Origin of the sequence: Amycolatopsis australiensis, assembly GCF_900119165.1 — a bacterium.
Classification (GTDB): Bacteria; Actinomycetota; Actinomycetes; order Mycobacteriales; family Pseudonocardiaceae; genus Amycolatopsis; species Amycolatopsis australiensis.
Genome location: NZ_FPJG01000006.1, coordinates 7428969 through 7444962 on the forward strand (window position 1 = coordinate 7428969; position 15994 = coordinate 7444962).

General features: G+C 73.7%; 16 protein-coding genes. 11 read left to right on the top strand and 5 right to left on the bottom strand.

All coding sequences use genetic code 11. The features are described from left to right. Window positions 1-143: 143 nt before the first annotated feature. The 7 genes from BT341_RS35455 to BT341_RS44905 all read left to right on the top strand — a co-directional run bounded on the left by BT341_RS35455 (window position 144) and on the right by BT341_RS44905 (window position 5614). Window positions 144-1739: a serine/threonine-protein kinase gene (locus BT341_RS35455; RefSeq protein WP_245805228.1), complete on the top strand. Its 1596-nt coding sequence runs from the start codon at window positions 144-146 to the stop codon at window positions 1737-1739. A 53-nt stretch (window positions 1740-1792) separates the two neighbouring features. Further along, window positions 1793-2098: a hypothetical protein gene (locus tag BT341_RS35460; RefSeq protein ID WP_072480366.1), complete on the top strand. Its 306-nt coding sequence runs from the start codon at window positions 1793-1795 to the stop codon at window positions 2096-2098. A gap of 19 nt (window positions 2099-2117) precedes the next feature. Further along, window positions 2118-2540 carry a peptide-methionine (R)-S-oxide reductase MsrB gene (gene msrB / locus BT341_RS35465; protein WP_072480367.1) on the top strand — a complete coding sequence of 141 codons (423 nt, stop codon included), beginning with the start codon at window positions 2118-2120 and terminating at the stop codon, window positions 2538-2540. Between the two features lie 74 nt (window positions 2541-2614). Then, window positions 2615-3517, top strand: a complete 903-nt coding sequence (locus tag BT341_RS35470) for a TIGR04222 domain-containing membrane protein (protein ID WP_072480368.1) — start codon at window positions 2615-2617, stop codon at window positions 3515-3517. A 66-nt stretch (window positions 3518-3583) separates the two neighbouring features. Beyond that, window positions 3584-4486, top strand: a complete 903-nt coding sequence (locus BT341_RS35475; protein ID WP_072480369.1) for a TIGR04222 domain-containing membrane protein — start codon at window positions 3584-3586, stop codon at window positions 4484-4486. After that, complete coding sequence (locus tag BT341_RS35480; RefSeq protein WP_072480370.1) at window positions 4479-5279, top strand: MbnB/TglH/ChrH family RiPP precursor modification enzyme; 801 nt, start codon at window positions 4479-4481, stop codon at window positions 5277-5279. The genes BT341_RS35475 and BT341_RS35480 overlap by 8 nt, the downstream gene beginning before the upstream one ends. Further along, complete coding sequence (locus tag BT341_RS44905; RefSeq protein ID WP_072480371.1) at window positions 5276-5614, top strand: SCO6045 C-terminal-like domain-containing protein; 339 nt, start codon at window positions 5276-5278, stop codon at window positions 5612-5614. The genes BT341_RS35480 and BT341_RS44905 overlap by 4 nt, the downstream gene beginning before the upstream one ends. Window positions 5615-5618: 4 nt before the next feature. Here BT341_RS44905 and BT341_RS35490 read toward each other — a convergent pair whose 3' ends face one another. Genes BT341_RS35490 through hemE form a run of 4 tightly spaced genes read right to left on the bottom strand, consistent with a single transcriptional unit; the run spans window position 5619 to window position 10176 of the window. Further along, a complete protein-coding gene (locus tag BT341_RS35490) occupies window positions 5619-6959 on the bottom strand; it encodes a CoA transferase (protein ID WP_072480372.1) in 1341 nt (446 codons plus the stop codon). Then, window positions 6959-7651: a hydrogen peroxide-dependent heme synthase gene (gene hemQ / locus BT341_RS35495; RefSeq protein WP_072480373.1), complete on the bottom strand. Its 693-nt coding sequence runs from the start codon at window positions 7649-7651 to the stop codon at window positions 6959-6961. Before hemQ ends, BT341_RS35490 begins: the two co-directional genes overlap by 1 nt. A gap of 57 nt (window positions 7652-7708) precedes the next feature. Further along, window positions 7709-9109 carry a protoporphyrinogen oxidase gene (gene hemG / locus BT341_RS35500; RefSeq protein WP_072480374.1) on the bottom strand — a complete coding sequence of 467 codons (1401 nt, stop codon included), beginning with the start codon at window positions 9107-9109 and terminating at the stop codon, window positions 7709-7711. Further along, the gene (hemE, locus tag BT341_RS35505) at window positions 9106-10176 is read right to left on the bottom strand and encodes a uroporphyrinogen decarboxylase (RefSeq protein ID WP_072480375.1); all 1071 of its coding nucleotides are present in this window, start codon (window positions 10174-10176) and stop codon (window positions 9106-9108) included. Before hemE ends, hemG begins: the two co-directional genes overlap by 4 nt. Window positions 10177-10264: 88 nt before the next feature. Here hemE and BT341_RS35510 point away from each other — a divergent pair, with 88 nt between their 5' ends. From BT341_RS35510 to BT341_RS35520, 3 genes are all read left to right on the top strand, one after another. Further along, the gene (locus tag BT341_RS35510) at window positions 10265-10828 is read left to right on the top strand and encodes a DUF3000 domain-containing protein (protein ID WP_072480376.1); all 564 of its coding nucleotides are present in this window, start codon (window positions 10265-10267) and stop codon (window positions 10826-10828) included. Window positions 10829-11562: 734 nt separating this feature from the next. Continuing rightward, entirely contained in the window at window positions 11563-12279 is a 717-nt protein-coding gene (locus BT341_RS35515) for a response regulator transcription factor (protein WP_033291604.1), read from the top strand. 98 nt (window positions 12280-12377) lie between these two features. Further along, window positions 12378-13601, top strand: coding sequence for a ribonuclease D (locus BT341_RS35520; RefSeq protein ID WP_072480377.1), 1224 nt, complete (start codon window positions 12378-12380; stop codon window positions 13599-13601). A gap of 66 nt (window positions 13602-13667) precedes the next feature. On the opposite strand, the gene BT341_RS35525 is transcribed toward BT341_RS35520, so the two are convergent. Then, window positions 13668-14333: a TetR/AcrR family transcriptional regulator gene (locus BT341_RS35525; RefSeq protein ID WP_072480378.1), complete on the bottom strand. Its 666-nt coding sequence runs from the start codon at window positions 14331-14333 to the stop codon at window positions 13668-13670. 180 nt (window positions 14334-14513) lie between these two features. Here BT341_RS35525 and BT341_RS35530 point away from each other — a divergent pair, with 180 nt between their 5' ends. After that, complete coding sequence (locus BT341_RS35530; protein WP_072480379.1) at window positions 14514-15983, top strand: amino acid permease; 1470 nt, start codon at window positions 14514-14516, stop codon at window positions 15981-15983. Window positions 15984-15994: the final 11 nt, after the last annotated feature.

Consider the following 15994-nt stretch of genomic DNA (forward strand, 5'->3'; position numbering starts at 1 on the left):
CTACACTCGATCGGGTGCGCGAAGCGGAAACGCGCTGAGCAGGGCCACCATCACCGGGAATTTCGTCAGGAGCAGTCGCCATCGACACCGGTCAGCTGATCGCGGGGCACTACCGCCTCGTCGAGCACATTGGTAGCGGTGCCATGGGAGTCGTGTGGCGCGCGACCGACGTGCGCCTCGAACGCACCGTGGCGATCAAGCAGATCCTCCCGCAGCCGGGTGTCTCCGAGACCGAACGCGACAACATGCGCCAGCGCGCGATGCGCGAGGCGAAGAACGCGGCCCGCTTCCAGCACCCGAACGCGATCGTCGTGTTCGACATCGCCGAGCACAACGGCGACCCCTGCCTGGTGATGGAGTACCTCGACGGGCCCAGCCTCTCCACGATCCTCGCCGAGGAAGGCACGCTCCCGCTCGGGCGCGTCGCCCGGATCGGCGAGCAGGTCGCCTCCGCGCTGGTGGCCGCGCACCGCGCCGGGATCGTGCACCGCGACGTCAAGCCCGGCAACATCCTGATCGACCGCAACGGCACCGCGAAGATCACCGACTTCGGCATCTCGCGCGCGGCCGGGGACATGACGCTCACCGCGACCGGCCTGATCGGCGGCACCCCCGCCTACCTGGCCCCGGAGCTGGCGCGCGGCGCCGACCCGGTGCCCAGCTCCGACGTCTTCGCCCTCGGCGCGACCCTCTACCAGGCGATCGAGGGCACCACGCCCTACGGCAACACCACCAACCAGCTCGCGCTGCTCTACGCGGCGGCGAACGGCCAGATCAACCCGCCGGTGCAGGCCGGCGCGGCGACCGCGCTGCTGATGAGCCTGCTGCGCAGCGAGCCCTCCGAACGCCCGACCATGGCCGAAGCCCGCGAACGGCTGGCCGCGCTGGCCCGGACCGAGCCCGGCGGCACGACGGCGTCCCCGCCGCTGCTCGCCGGCGGAGCGGGCCGCAAGCCGGCCGCCCTCGCGGACGGCGGCGAGCGCCCGCCGTGGCAGCGCACCGACTCCGCACCCGCGTCGCCACCGGTCGGCACGCCGGTGGCCGCGGGCAAGGCGCCGTCGAACCCGCCGCGCCCGACCGCGGCGTTCATGCCGATGCGGTCCCCGGCCGCGCCGCCGAACACCCCGCCGAGACCGATGCCCGCGGCCGCGCCCACGGCCAGGGCTCCGCAGTACTCGTCGAACACCGCGAAACCGGACAACAAGCGCAAGTACGCCCTGTTCGCCGGAGCGGGCGCCGCGGTCGTGGTGGTCGCGGTGATCGTGTTCCTGGTGCTGAACTCCGGCAGCGGCAACTCCGGCGGCACGCAGACCGCCCAGTCGCCCGGTCACCAGCCGACGGCGACGCAGACCCCGCCGACGACCGGCCGCAGCAGCGAGAGCGCCGTGCCCGCCGGGCTGGAGAAGACCCCGCCGGAGGGGCGCATCTCCGACTACAGCGGCGCCGGCAAGGCCCTGACCAGCTTCTTCGACAACCCGGCCGGGGGCTGGTCCAAGCTGACCCCCGCCGCCCAGCAGGTCTACGGCAGCGAGCAGGAGTTCGCCGCGTACTGGTCGAGCCACAAGGTGGGCAACTACATGAGTGCCCACGCCGACTCCGGCGGCGCGAACGCCGACGGCTCGATCACCATGAACCTCACCGTGGACGGCACCCGGCGGGGCTACCGGATCGTCATGGTCGGCGGCCAGATGCTCATCGACAGCGACACCCGGATCGACGGCGCCGGCGCGGGCAACTGAGACGTAACGCGCGCCTGGTGGGCGGACGAGCCCGGATGGCCTACCGTGGAGGTATGGCCGACGACGGAGCCTCGCTGCCGGGCCAGCATCCTCGCTTCCACGAGGACCTGGTCGGCCTGGACCCCTACGACCCCGAGGCGCGCGCGTTCGCCGAGCACCTCGACCGGATCGAGCGCTGCGGACCCAACTACACCATCGAAGCCGCCCTGGACGGGGTGGCCGACTTCGCCGACTCCAGCAACCGCCTCGGCGGGCTGCGCTACTGGGTCTCCGCCCTGATCGTGGTGCTCATCGTGCTCGGGGTGATCGTGGCCGCATGGGACATCGTGGTGCACGCCCTCGCCTGGCTCGCGGCGTAACGTGGATCGGGTGAAAGGTATGAAACCCGTTGTCGGCGCGACCCCGCGCGTCGTGAAGTCCGAGCAGGAGTGGCGGGCGCAGCTCAGCCCCGACGAGTACGCCGTGCTCCGCCAGGCGGGGACCGAACGGCCGTTCACCGGCGAGTACACCGACACGAAGGCCACCGGCGTCTACGAGTGCCGCGCGTGCGGTGCCGAGCTGTTCCGCAGTGACACGAAGTTCGACAGCCACTGCGGCTGGCCGTCGTTCTACGACCCGGCGGACTCCGACGCCGTCCTGCTGCGCGAAGACCGTTCCATGGGCATGAAGCGGATCGAGGTGCTCTGCGCCTCCTGCCACAGCCACCTCGGGCACGTCTTCGAGGGCGAGGGCTACCCGACCCCGACCGACCAGCGGTACTGCATCAACTCGATCTCGCTGAAACTGGTCCCCGAGTCCTAAATCTCCCTTAAGGGAGCAACCCGCCGCCCTTCCTCGAACGTAGTCTCCGCACACGGACGAGGGAGGGCGGACTCATGACCGACACCTGGGGGATTCCCGGACCGGTGTTCGCGGGCCTCTACGGCGGCTTGCTGCTCCTGCCGGCGCTGGTCGCCCTGGCGCGCGCCGGGCTGCTGCTGCGCGGCCGCGCGGGCGGCGGCCCGGACCGGCCCGAAGAGCTGGCGCTGCTGACCGGCGGCCGGCGGCGCTTCGCCGAGTTCGCCGTGGCCGGCCTGCTCGAACGGCAGGTGATCCGCCTCGCCGGCGACGGGCGGCTGAGCCGGGTCAAGGGCAGCGCGCCCGACACCGTGGGCCGCGAGGTGCTGACCCGGATCGGCAAGCACGGCTCCTCGATCGAGCGGGTGTGCGACGCCGTCGCGGAGCACGAGGCCGCGGCCGGCCTCGAGACCGCGCTGATCGGCCGCGGCCTGCTCGCCGATCCGCGGAAACTGCGGTCGACCTGGGTGGCGACCGCCGTGGCGTACTGGGTCGTGGTCGCCCTCGGCGTGGTCCGGCTGGTGGCCGGGGCGAGCACCGGGCACCCGGTGGGCATCCTGCTGGGCCTGCTCGCGCTGGGCACGGCCGTCGCGGTCTTCGTCACCGTCAAGGCGCGGAACCGGCCCGCGGTCAAAGCCACCTTCGCCGGCCGGGCCGCCGCCGAGGCGGCACGCCGGTCCGGGACGCTCGTGACCGGCCCGGCCGGGGCCGTCGCGGCGGCGGGCCTGGCCGGCCACCCCGACCAGGACGTCCGGGCGGCCGTCACCCGGGCCGCGGAGCACTCGGCGGCGCGGACGTACAGCCGCCGCGCCCGATTCGCCGGCGCCGGGGGCGGCGCGGCCGTCGGCTACTACGGCGGCAGCTCCTGCGGCGGCGGTGGCAGCTCCTGCGGCGGCGGCGGAAGTTCCTGCGGCGGTGGCGGCGGGGGCTGCGGCGGTTGAAACGCCGACGCGACCGCCTGCGTCTGACCGCTACGGTAACCGCAACTCACTGAGGGGAGACGGGCGATGGACGACCCGTGGGGCATCTCCGGACCGGATTTCGTGGTCCTCTACATCGGACTGCTCGTCGGCGTGCTGCTGGTACGGGTCGTCGTGTCCGGCGTCGCGAACCGCCGCGCGCTGCGGGCGGACGCCGTCCAGGCCGGGTCGCCGCCGACCGTCTACGAGCTGGCGTTCCTCGCCGGCGGCCCCGACCGGGCGGCCGACGCGGCGATCGCGGCGCTGGTGGAGCGCGGGCAGCTGCGCGTCGGCAGCTCGAAGCAGATCAGCCGGGCCGGGACGCGGCCGGCCGAACCGCTCGAGCGCGCGGTGTTCGACCTGGCGAAGTCGGCGACGACCGCGACGATCCGGGCGTACACCCGCGATTCGGCGGCGATGCGGGCCCTGGAAGACGGCCTCGACCAGCGCGGCCTGCTGGCGTCGCCGGCCGCGAAGCGGCAGGCCCGGACCGTCGGCCTGGTCCTGCAGCTGGCCGTGCTGGTGCTCGGCGTGGTGCGGCTGGTCAACGGCGTCCACCTGGGCCGCCCGGTCGGAATCCTGGTGTTCCTGGTCCTGGTCGCGGGCGTGCTGACGGTCGTGGCCGCGGTCCGGCGGACGAAGGCGGAGTCCCGGCAGCCGTCGGCCGCGGGGCATCGCCTGCTCGGCCAGGCGCGGTCCGCGGCGAACGGCCCGGTGCCGGCCGGGATGCCGGCGGGCGGCGTCCTGCTGGGCGGCGCCGCGGCCGCCGTCGCGCTGGGCGGCTGGGCGATGTACCCGGACGAGGAGCTGAGCGCGGCGCTGGCCCCGCCGGTCACCTCCTTCGGCGGCGGCGGTGGCTCGTCCAGCAGCGGGTCGTCGTGTTCCAGCTCGTCGTGCAGCAGCGGCTCTTCGTGTGGTTCTTCGTGCGGCGGCGGGGGTTGCGGTGGGTGAGCTCGGCATCGGGATCGGCTGGCGGCACGAGCTGGACCTGTCCATCGCGCGGCTGCCGGGCGTCGACTGGGTGGAGGTCGTCGCGGAGAACCTGCACGCCGACCACCTGCCGGAGACGCTGCTGGCGTTGCGGCGGCGCGGGCTGCCGGTGCTGCCGCACGCCGTCTCGCTGTCGCTCGGCGGGGCGGAACCGCTGGACACCGGACGCGTCCAGCACCTCGCCGAGGTCGCGCGGGCGCTGGACGCGCCGCTGGTGAGCGACCACGTGTGCTTCGTCCGCGCGGGCGGGCTCGACTCCGGCCACCTGATGCCGCTGCCGCGCACGCGCGAAGCGCTCGACGTGCTGGTGGCGAACGTCCGGCTGGCACAGTCCATTGTGGACGTGCCGTTCGCGCTGGAGAACATCGCCGCGGTGCTGGACTGGCCGGACGCCGAGCTGTCCGAGGAGCAGTTCCTCACCGAGCTGACCGAGCGGACCGGCTGCCTTCTCATCGTCGACGTCGCGAACCTGTACGCGAACGCCCGCAACATCGGCACGGACCCGGTGGCGTTCCTCGACGGCATCCCCTGGGAGCGGCTGGCGTACGTGCACATGGCGGGCGGCGTCGAGCGCGACGGCGTCTACCACGACACGCACGCGCACCCGGTGCTGCCGGAGGTCCTCGACCTGCTGACCGAACTCCGCCGCCGCACGGACCCGCCGGGAGTGCTGCTGGAACGCGACGACGACTATCCGACCGACGACGAGCTGGCGGCGGAGCTGGCGGCCCTGCGCGCGGCGGTGACGACGTGAGCCGCGAGAAGCTGGCCCGCCGCCAGGCCGAGCTGTTGCACGCGTTGCTGGCGGACGGCCCGGCCCCGGCGGGCTTCGACGCCGCCCGGCTGCGGGTGGAGGCGAACGTGCTGCGGCGCAAGCACGGCCGGGTGCTGGCTCACCAGCGGCCCGAGCTGGCGGAGGCGCTGGGCGAGCGGTTCGGGCCGCTGTTCGCGGAGTTCACCGCGGGCCGGCCGAAGCGGGACACCGAACGGTCGGGAGCGTACGCGGACGAGTTCGTGACGTGGCTGATCGCCGGCGGTCACCTGCCGAAACCCAAGCGGGGCCTGGTTTCCCGCTTCCGGCGCCGCTGACCGCTCAGGGCGTCCAGGTCGGTTTGTCGACTCCCGGCAGCCGCGTCCCGAAGTCCCAGTGCGGCTGCGCTCCGGGCAGCCCGCCCGGCATCCGGACCCGCGTCAACCGGCCGTAGCCGCTGTCCGTCTCTTCGAGCAGGTCGCCGTAGCCGACGTCCGATCCGGCCGGGTCCTTGCGGCCCAGTGCGTCCAGCCACCGGCCCGTGCCCGCCAGGGAGAGCCGGACCCGCCACGTGCCGCCGTCGGTCACCTGGCGGTGCAGTGCCGTCATGATCGCGGCCGCCGCCAGCCAGCCGGTCCCGTGGTCGAGTGCCTGCACCGGGAGCGGGGACGGCCCGTCGGGGCTCCACGCGATCCCGTCCGACATCTGCACCAGGCTGTCGAACCCGCGCCGGCGCGCCCACGGGCCTTCCCAGCCGTACGCGCTCAGGTCCGCGATCACCAGGCCCGGCCGCAGCTCGGCCAGCTCCGCCGTCCCGAAGCCGATGCGGGCCAGCGCGCCCGGGCGGAACGACTGCAGCAGCACGTCCGCCCGGCTGATCAGCTTCTTCAGCCGCGCGCGGCCGCCTTCGGTGTCCAGTGCCACGAACGCCGACCGCTTGCCCTGGCCCGTGTCGCGCACCAGTGCCTCGATCCGCGGCAGGTGCGCCGCGCCGATGTGCAGCACGTCGGCGCCGTGCGCGGCCAGCACCCGGCCCGCCACCGGACCGGCCAGCACGTGCGTCAGCTCCAGCACCCGGATCCCGCCCAGCGGCCGGTCCGAGTAGAACAACGTCCGCTTCGGCGCGTCGCCGACCGGAGCCAGGTCCACCAGCGGCAGCGAAGCCACGGCCCGGCCCTGCGGGTGCTCGGCCCAGTCCTCGGGGGACCTCAGCTCGGCGGCCGCTCCCCCGGCGGTGACGACGGCGTGCTCGACCTCGCGCGCGCTCCGCCCGGCGACGGCCTTCGCGACCGCCTCCCGGGTGCCGGGCACGCCGAGTCCCCAGCACACGGCCGCTTCGTGACGCGGGTAGTTGCAGTGCAGGCGCACCCAGCCGTCGGCCGCGCGGTAGTTGCCCGACAGCGGGGCCCACACCGACTCCGCGCCGGTGCCGTCCACGCGCGACAGCGCTTCGCTGTGGAACGCCGCCGCCGCGTGACGGGTGTCCGCCGTGACGACGCCGGGCTCGATCCCGCGCACCTTCAGCATTTCCCCGGCCGCCAGGGTGGCCGCGGCCACGGACGCCGTGGCGGCCGCCGCCACCCGGTACGGCCCGGGCAGCACGTCCTCGGCGCCGGTCAGCTCGAAGGGCCCCGGCGCGGACCCCGTGAGAGCGTGCCAGACGCCCTCCACCACCTCGCGCACTACGGGAGCGCCGCGACGAGCTCGGCGGGCGGCACGCGCGTGCCCGTGTAGAACGGGATCTCCTCGCGCACGTGCCGGCGGGCCTCGGTGGCGCGCAGGTGCCGCATCAGGTCGACGATCCGGTGCAGCTCGTCGGCCTCGAAGGCGAGGATCCACTCGTAGTCGCCCAGCGCGAACGACGCGACCGTGTTGGCGCGCACGTCCGGGTAGTCGCGGGCCTCCTTGCCGTGGTCGGCGAGCATCTTGCGGCGCTCGGCGTCCGGCAGCAGGTACCACTCGTACGACCGCACGAACGGGTAGACGCAGACGTACTTGCGCGCCTCTTCCCCGGCGAGGAACGCCGGGACGTGGCTCTTGTTGAACTCGGCGGGCCGGTGCAGCGCGGTCTGGCTCCAGACCGGCGTCGACGCGCGGCCCAGCGGCGTCCGGCGGAAGCCGGAGTAGGCGGCCTGGACCTGCTCGATCTCCTCGGCGTGCCACCAGATCATGAAGTCGGCGTCGGCGCGCAGCGCGGAGACGTCGTAGACACCCCGGACCACGACCCCCTTGGCCTCGAGGCCGTCGAGGTACTCGGTCGTCTCGCGGCCGGCGGTCCCGCGGTCCTCACCCAGCCTGCCGGGCTCGATCCGGAAGACCGACCAGGTGGTGTAGCGGATGGTGTCGTTGAGCTCGTTGTAGTTGACCCGCGCCATGGCTCCATCCTGTCACCGCGGCCCCCGGAACGCTGCCACGGGGCCGGGTGAGAGCACTCACGAAGCGAGGTACGCGGCGACGCGCTGCGCAGCGGCTTCGGCCGTCGCCACACACGCCGGCAGGCCGACGCCGTGGAGCGTCGCGCCGGCGATCGCCAGGCCCGGTACTTGCGCGACCGCCTTCTCGATCCGTTCCACGCGCTCCAGGTGCCCGCTGCCGTACTGCGGCAGGCCGCCACCCCACCGCGTCACCAGTGTCTCGATCGGCGTGGCGGTCACGCCCGTCAGCCGCGCGAGGTCGTCGCGGACCACGCGGACCAGCTCGACGTCGTCGGCCTGCAGGGCGCCCAGCTCGCCGAAGCGTCCCACCGAACCGCGGACCAGAACCGGTCCCGTGCCGAGGTGGGCCCACTTCCGCGAAGAGAATGTGAACGCCTTCGCGGCGTACGGCTTGCCGGAAGCATCCCGTTCGCCCTGGCCGATCAGGATCCCGGACGCGTCGGGCAGCGGTGTGCCCGGCGGGAGCGCCAGCGCCACGACGGCCATCGACGCCAGCTCGACTTCGCCGAACGCCGCCGAAGCCGCCGGCACCAGGTCCGCCAGCAGCCGGCGGGCCGAGGGGGCGGGCACGGCGAGCACCACCGCGTCGGCGTCGGTCGTGTTGCCCAGCGGCTCGTTCAGGGCCGCCGCCGCGCCCACGCGCAGCCGCCAGCCGGTGCCGTGCCGGGCGAGCTCGCAGACCGGCAGCCCGGTGCGCAGCTCCGCGCCGGACAGCTCGGTCAGCCGGTCGATCACCGTGCCCAGCCCGCCGGGGACGGTGCCGAACACCGGCGCGTCCGACGGGTTCGCGGGCAGCTGCGCCGCGGCCGCCGCGGTCAGCGAACCCGCGCCCGCGGCCAGGGCCGACGCCAGGCCCGGCATGGTCGCGCGCAGGCCGAGGCCGTCCGCTCCGCCCGCGTAGACGCCGCCGAGCAGCGGGTCGACGAGCCGGTCGACCAGCTCGTCGCCGAACCGCTCGCGCAGCAGCGGGCCCAGCGGCAGGTCACCGCCCGGCAGGCGCAGCGGCGGCAGCGCCGGCTCGGCCTCGACGGCCCGCCGTCCCGCCTCCGACAGCACCCCGGCCACCGACTCCGCCGACGCCGGAACGCCCATCACCGTGCCCGGCGGCAGGCCGGTGACCGTGCCGCCGGCGTGGATCTTCGCGCGCGCCTTCGTCGGGTGGACGACGTCCAGGCCCAGCTCGCGGACCAGCGCGAGCATCTCGGGACGGCGGACGAGGAACGCCTCGGCGCCGACGTCGTAGGGCACGCCGGCCAGTTCCGCGGTGCGCAGCTTGCCGCCCGGCGTCTTCGTCTTCTCGAACACGACGATCTCGGCGTCCGGGCCGAGCAGCCGCCGCAGCCGGTAGGCCGCCGTCAGCCCGGAGACACCGCCCCCGACGACCGCGACCCGCGTCACAGCTCGTGCACCAGCCCGGCGACGCGGGTCAGCACGTCGGGGTCGACGCCCGGCAGCACGCCGTGGCCGAGGTTGAAGATGTGGCCGTCGGCCGCCTTGCCCTCCTCGACGATCCGGCGGACCTCGGCTTCGAGCACCGGCCAGGACGCGTGGAGCAGGGCGGGATCGAGGTTGCCCTGCACGACCGCCTTGCCGCCGAGGCGCCGGACCGCTTCGTCCAGCGGGATGCGCCAGTCGACACCGACGACGTCCGCGCCCGCGTCCCGCATCGCGGCCAGCAGCTCGCCGGTGCCGACCCCGAAGTGGATGCGCGGCACGCCGTACGCGGCGACGCCCTCGAGGACCTTCGCCGAGTGCGGCAGGACGAACCGGCGGTAGTCGCGCTCGGACAGCGCACCCGCCCAGGAGTCGAACAGCTGGATCGCGTCGACGCCCGCGTCGAGCTGGGCGCGCAGGAAGGTCACGGCGATGTCGGCCAGCCGCCCGGCCAGCTCGTGCCAGACCTCCGGCGCCGAGTGCATCAGCGCCTTGGTGTGCTCCAGGTTGCGGCTCGGACCGCCCTCGATGAGGTAGCTGGCCAGCGTGAACGGCGCGCCGGCGAAGCCGATCAGCGGTGTCTCGCCGAGCCGCTCGACCAGCAGCTTGACGCCGTCCGCGATCGGCGAGACCTGCTCGGCGGCCAGCTCCGGCAGCGCCCGCACCGCGGCGAGGTCGCGCACCGGCTCGGCCACCACCGGCCCGGTGCCGGGGACGATGTCGAGGTCGACGCCCGCGGCCTTGAGCGGCACGACGATGTCGCTGTACAGGATCGCCGCGTCGACGCCGTGGCGCCGGACCGGCTGCAGCGTGATCTCGGCGAGCATCTCGGGGTCGAAGCAGGAGTCCAGCATCGGCACGCCCTCGCGCAGCGCGCGGTACTCGGGCAGCGAGCGGCCCGCCTGGCGCATGAACCAGACGGGCGTGCGCGCCGGGCGTTCGCCGCGCGCGGCGGCCAGGAACGGGGCTTCGGGCAGCTCGCGGCGGCCGGACGGGGCGGACTGCTGCGGCAGGGGCGTGGTCGGAGACATCGCCGTCAATCGTGCCACGAGCCCGCACGGCCCGTTCTCTCGGCGCGCCTGCGCCCGCAACGGGGCGTGGCCGCCCTAAAGTCGGTGCGTGACCGCGATGACGCCAGTGCCCGAGCTCTTCCGCGAAGCAGTCGCGGCGCTGCAGTCCGTCCGGCCCCGCCGGGAGGTGCTGCTGGAGCCGATGCGCCCGCCCCAGCGGCTCGCGCCGTGGTCGTACGCGGTCAGCTGCGAGGTTTCCGGGCCGGCCGACGTGCTGGCGTCCGGGCGGCTGGTGCTCCTGCACGACCCGGACGGCCAGGACGGCTGGGACGGTGTCCTGCGTCTCGTCATGTACGTGCGCGCGGAGCTGGACCGCGAGCTGGCGACCGACCCGTTCCTGCCGGCGGTCGGCTGGTCGTGGCTGACCGACGCGCTGGAGGCGTCGGGCGCGAGCTGGAAGGCGCTGGGCGGCACGGTGACCGAGACGTCGTCGGCGCGCTTCGGCGACATTTCCGGCCCGGCGCGCACCGACGACCTCGAGCTGCGGGCGTCGTGGACGCCGACGGACTCGGGGCTGCTGCCGCACGGGCAGGCGTTCTGCCAGGTGATGGCGAGCGTCGTGGGCCTGCCGCCGGTCGGCGTGACGCTCTTCGGGCAGCGCCAGAGCTCCTGAGCCCGCCGCCGACCGGGCGATCAGCGGGCAACGGAGGCCTGCTCACGGCCGTCCCGGCGGGCCCCTTGTCCGGATGTGAGCAAATTTCACGTCCGCTGAACGCCGTCCAAATCCCCCGGAACCACCCGGGCGGCCGCTGAGCGCGCCGCAGCGGGTCCGAAATGGTCCGGACAACGGCGGACCCCGGCGGACCACTTCCGGCGTTCCTGAGGCCGTTTCACGTCCGGCACGAGCCCCCGTTCGTGACACGGGACAGTCACGCACTGCAACAAGATCAACTGGCCGCGAAGGGCCCGGAGGGCGCTCGCGAGCGATACGGACAGTCACCGCCCCGGGGTCCGCGACGCGATCCGGACCCCGGGGCGCGCAGTTGATCACGCCCCGGCCGGGGCCGCATTCCGGCGGCCGGGGCCGCCATCCGGACCCCCGTCACTAGGCGCACCGGAAGCTGCACGCCTCATCTGCACGGCCATTTGGCCGCCGGCAACTTCTTTGCATCGTGTTCGCTGGGCTGTCCGTTAACAACCGGCCGTGTACTAGCCCGATCGTGTTACTACGAACCCACTGAGTGACTGTTCGTTTGAGATAGATACCCATTCGATCCCCCCGCAACGGCCTCCGGGCGGCTACAGTGCCTTCGACGACACCACTTTCGGTCTAAAGCTGGCGCGGCTGAACGGCCGAAGGTCCCGGTGCCGGTCGGGGGGCACGACCGACTCCAGGGAGGTAGTGACGTGGCTACCGTCGGCTTATCGCAGGCCGTCCGATCCACGCCAGCCGGCGCCTTGCCGGCGAGCATGGTTCCGCACCCGCGGGAAGAGCTTTTTTCCGTGTTGGTGGTCGATGACCACCCGCTGTTGAGGGAGGCAATCGCAGCAAGACTCGCACAGATGGGTGCGGGCACCGTCCACGAAGCCGCCACGGTGGCCGAGGCGAGGGCGCGAGCACAGGCCACCGGGCCTTGTGACCTGGCGATCCTCGATCTCGGACTGCCGGACGGCAGCGGCATCGAGCTGGTCACGGAACTCCGTTCCCACGGCTGGCCGCGCGTGGTGGTCCTCGCATCCTCGGACGACCCGTACGCGGTCCGCTCGGCCTTCCAGGCCGGGGCCCAGGCGTACCTGCTGAAGTCCGCGTCGCCGGTCGTCGTGACCGACGGCGTGCGGCGCGTGCTCGAAGGCGGCGTCTACGCCGACCCGAGCGTGGCTCCGGTGCTCGCCACCGGGACCCGCGTCGCGGGCACCGACAACACCCCGCGCGAGCTGTCCGCTCGTGAGGTGGAGGTGCTCCAGCTGGTCGCCGACGGGCAGTCCAACAAGGAGATCGGCGAGGAGCTTTCACTCTCCGCTCTCACCGTCAAGTCCCACCTGTCCCGGATCGGGCGCAAGCTCGGCACGGGCGACCGGGCTCAGATGGTGGCGCTGGCCATGCGGGCCGGCGTGATCCGCTGACGCAAGCGAACAGCCCTGCGGGGCGGGCAGACCAGGCGCGGTATGCCCGTCCCGTAGGGTCGTCATTCATGGGAAGTGCAGAGGCCGAGGACACCGGGATGGAGATCGAGTCCACGGGCGGCCCTGTGCTGCTACGCGAACCCGCCGAGGGCACGCCCCCGGTGATCACCGAGCCGTCGGAGCTGGCCGAAGCGTGCGCGCGGCTCGCCGACGGCACCGGCGCCGTGGCCGTCGACACCGAACGGGCGTCCGGCTACCGCTACTGGCCCAAGGCCTACCTCGTGCAGCTGCGCCGTGAAGGTTCCGGCACGGTGCTGATCGACCCGATCGCCCTGGACGGCGACCTCCAGCCGCTGCGCGACGTCCTCAACGACCTGGAATGGGTGCTGCACGCGGCCTCCCAGGACCTCCCCTGCCTCGCCGAGCTCGGCCTGCACCCGGCGGCGCTGTTCGACACGGAGCTGGCCGGACGGCTGGCGGGCTACGAGCGCGTGGCGCTGGGAACGCTCGTCGAACTGCTGCTGGGCTACACGCTGGAGAAGGGGCACAGCGCGGCCGACTGGTCGAAGCGGCCGCTGCCGGTGGACTGGCTCAACTACGCGGCCCTCGACGTCGAGCTGCTCATCCAGCTGCGCGAAAAGCTGGAGGCGGAACTGGGCGCCCAGGGCAAGCTGGAGTGGGCGCGGCAGGAGTTCGAGTTCGTCCGGACGGCCCCGCCGCCCGCACCGCGGGCCGAGCCGTGGCGCCGGACCTCGGGGGTGCACAAGATCCGCAACCCGCGCGGGCTGGCCATGGTGCGCGAGCTGTGGCAGGCCCGCGACGAGCTGGCCCGCAAACGCGACCGCGCACCGAGCCGCATCCTCCCCGACAGCGCGATCATCAACGCGGTGACGGCGGACCCGAAGACGGTCGAGGAGCTGCAGGCGCTCCCGGTGTTCAGCGGCCGGGTCCAGCGCAAGTACACGGCGAGCTGGCTGCGGCACCTGCAGGCGGCGCGTGCGCTTCCCGCGTCCGAGCTGCCGTCGCCGTCCCAGCCGACGGACGGGCCGCCCCCGGTGAACCGCTGGGCGGACAAGGACCCGGACGCGGCGGCCCGCCTGTCGGCGGCCCGCGCGGCGTTGACGGCGATCGCGGAGGACCGCCGGCTGCCGGTGGAGAACCTGCTGCTGCCGGACCTGGTGCGCCGGACGTGCTGGCGTCCCCCGGCGGAGACGGACGAGGACGCGGTGGCGGAGGTCCTCAGGGCGAGCGGCGCCCGGCCCTGGCAGGTGGAACTGACGGCGGCGGCGCTGAGCAAAGCCCTGCAGACGACGGCTTCCTGACCCGGCTTCCCAGCGCCCCAAGGCGGCCTTCGGTGCGTCCCACGCAACCAAGGCCGCCTTGGGGCGCTAGTCCGGCAGGGTCGCCAGCAGTGTGTGCGCCGCGGCGCGGAGTTCCTCCGTCGGCTCCGCCAGGCCCACCAGCCGGACCACCCCGTCCGCTCCTTCGCGGATGTGGGCCTCCACGTCGAGTGACGGGTTGTCCCGGCGGGTCACCGCGATGCTCTCCACCAAGCCGAACACCAGATCCGTTCGCGTGGCCACCGCTTCCGGTGCGATTCCCGCCGCCGCCACCAGTTTTCCGTACGCCGCCTTCAGATCCGCGCGTTCGGCTCGGAAGCGGGCCAGGTTCGGCGATCCCACCTCCGGCAGCAAGTACAGCGCACCCAGGTTGTGGCGCGCTCCGCCCAGCAGGCCGATGTCCGCGTACGCCAGCGCCCACAACCGGACCTCGACCGGGGCCGATCCGGCGACCAGGCGGGCCGCCAGGGCCAGCGACGGGCGGACCGTCTCCGCCAGCAGTGCCGCGAGGATGTCCTCCTTCGCCGGGAAGTGGTAGTACAGCGACGCCTGGCGCAAGCCCGCGCGCTCGGCTATCGCCCGGGTCGTCGTCGCCGCGTAGCCCGCTCCCGTGAACAGCTCGCCCGCCGCGTCCAGCACCGCCTGGCGCGCGTCCGGGCGGTTCGCCGCCGCTCCGCTCGCCCTCGGCCTGCCGACTCCCGCCCCTTTGCCCACGGCCGTGATCTTGCCACCTCCGGCCTCCCCGCACCCGCGCGGAGGTGCCGTTACACCCACATGTCGCCGTTGACGCGCCGTCCGCCCGCTCATTAACCGGGCGCTAACAAGACGGAGATCACCGCGTCGCGCGCCGGACCTAATTTCTGTCGTGCGATCGAAACCAGGTCAGGAGTCCGCATGCCCGCACCCGACGAGCTCACCACCTTCGGTTACCGCCAGGAACTTCGCCGGTCGCTGGGCGGGTTTTCCGCCTTCGCCGCCGGCTTCTCCTTCGTCTCGATCCTCACCACCGTCTTCCAGCTCTTCGGTTTCGGCTACGGCTTCGGCGGCCCGCTCTTCTTCTGGACGTGGCCGGTCGTCCTGGCCGGCCAGCTGCTCGTCGCCCTCGTCTTCGCCGAACTCGCCGCGCGCTATCCGCTCGCGGGATCCGTTTACCAGTGGGCGAAACAGCTCAGCCGGGGCTTCTTCGGCTGGCTCGCCGGGTGGATGATGCTGCTCGGCTGCGTCGTCGCGCTCGCCGCCGCGGCGATCGCGCTGCAGATCGTGCTGCCGTCGGTGTGGGACGGCTTCCAGCTCGTCGGCGGCGATCCGGCGGTGACGTCGGCGACCGGCGCGGCCAACGCCGTCCTGCTCGGCGCGCTGCTGCTCGTGTTCACCACCGCCGTCAACGCCGGCGGGGTCCGGCTGATGGCGCGGATCAACGACGTCGGTGTCGCCGCGGAGCTGCTCGGTGTCGTCGTCCTCGTCAGCGGGCTCGGCCTGTTCGCCGTCCGCGGCCCGCAGGTCGTCCTGCACGACGCGCCCGGCACCAGCGCCGGGATCGGCGGTGTGCTCGCTTCCGCCCTCATGGCCGCGTACGTCCTCTACGGCTTCGACACCGCCGCGTCGGTCGCGGAGGAGACGAAGAACGCGCGCCGGGCCGCGCCGCGCGCGGTGCTGCGGGCCGTGCTCGTGTCCGGGATCGGCGGGCTGGCCGTGGTCGTCACCGCGCTGATGGCCGCACCGAGCCTGACCGACGGGCAGCTCGCCGGGCACGGCCTGCCGTACGTGATCACCGCCGTCTTCGGCGACCCCCTCGGCCGGGTCTTCCTCGCCGACGTGGCCGTCGCCGTCGTCGTCTGCACCCTCACCATCCAGACCGGCACCGTCCGGCTGATCTACGCGATGGCCCGCGACGGCGCGCTCCCCGCGTCCGCGCGCCTCGCCGGGGTCAACCCGCGCACCGGAACGCCGGTGGCGCCCGCGCTCGTGTCGGGCGGGCTGGCGATCGGGCTGCTGCTGCTCAACGTCGGCAACCCGACGCTGTTCAGCACGATCACCGGCACGTCGGTGGTCGTCGTCTACCTCGCCTACCTGCTGGTGACCGGGCCGCTGCTGGTGAACCGGCTGCGGGGGCGCTTCCCCGCCGAATCCGGGCTGTTCTCGCTCGGCCGCTGGGGTGTCCCGGTGAACGGGGCGGCCGTCGCCTACGGCGTCGCGATGATCGTGAACATCGGCTGGCCCCGCGCGGAGATCTACGACGTCACCGCTTCGGGCTCCCCCTGGATGCTCCTGTTCCCGCTAGAGTTCGTCGGCGGCGCACTGGTGATCGGCTGGCTCTGCTGGCTGCGGCTGCGCCCCGCTCCCGCCCTCGAACCCGCGATCTGAGAGAGGACGCC

What these genes read in the sequence shown, in the direction of transcription:
- BT341_RS35530 (WP_072480379.1), top strand. Translation starts at nt 14,514, where the DNA reads ATGCCCGCACCCGACGAGCTCACCACCTTCGGTTACCGCCAGGAACTT.
- hemQ (WP_072480373.1), bottom strand. Translation starts at nt 7,651, where the DNA reads ATGGCGCGGGTCAACTACAACGAGCTCAACGACACCATCCGCTACACC.
- hemE (WP_072480375.1), bottom strand. Translation starts at nt 10,176, where the DNA reads ATGTCTCCGACCACGCCCCTGCCGCAGCAGTCCGCCCCGTCCGGCCGC.
- BT341_RS35520 (WP_072480377.1), top strand. Translation starts at nt 12,378, where the DNA reads ATGGAGATCGAGTCCACGGGCGGCCCTGTGCTGCTACGCGAACCCGCC.
- BT341_RS35460 (WP_072480366.1), top strand. Translation starts at nt 1,793, where the DNA reads ATGGCCGACGACGGAGCCTCGCTGCCGGGCCAGCATCCTCGCTTCCAC.
- BT341_RS35475 (WP_072480369.1), top strand. Translation starts at nt 3,584, where the DNA reads ATGGACGACCCGTGGGGCATCTCCGGACCGGATTTCGTGGTCCTCTAC.
- BT341_RS35470 (WP_072480368.1), top strand. Translation starts at nt 2,615, where the DNA reads ATGACCGACACCTGGGGGATTCCCGGACCGGTGTTCGCGGGCCTCTAC.
- BT341_RS35455 (WP_245805228.1), top strand. Translation starts at nt 144, where the DNA reads ATGGGAGTCGTGTGGCGCGCGACCGACGTGCGCCTCGAACGCACCGTG.
- msrB (WP_072480367.1), top strand. Translation starts at nt 2,118, where the DNA reads ATGAAACCCGTTGTCGGCGCGACCCCGCGCGTCGTGAAGTCCGAGCAG.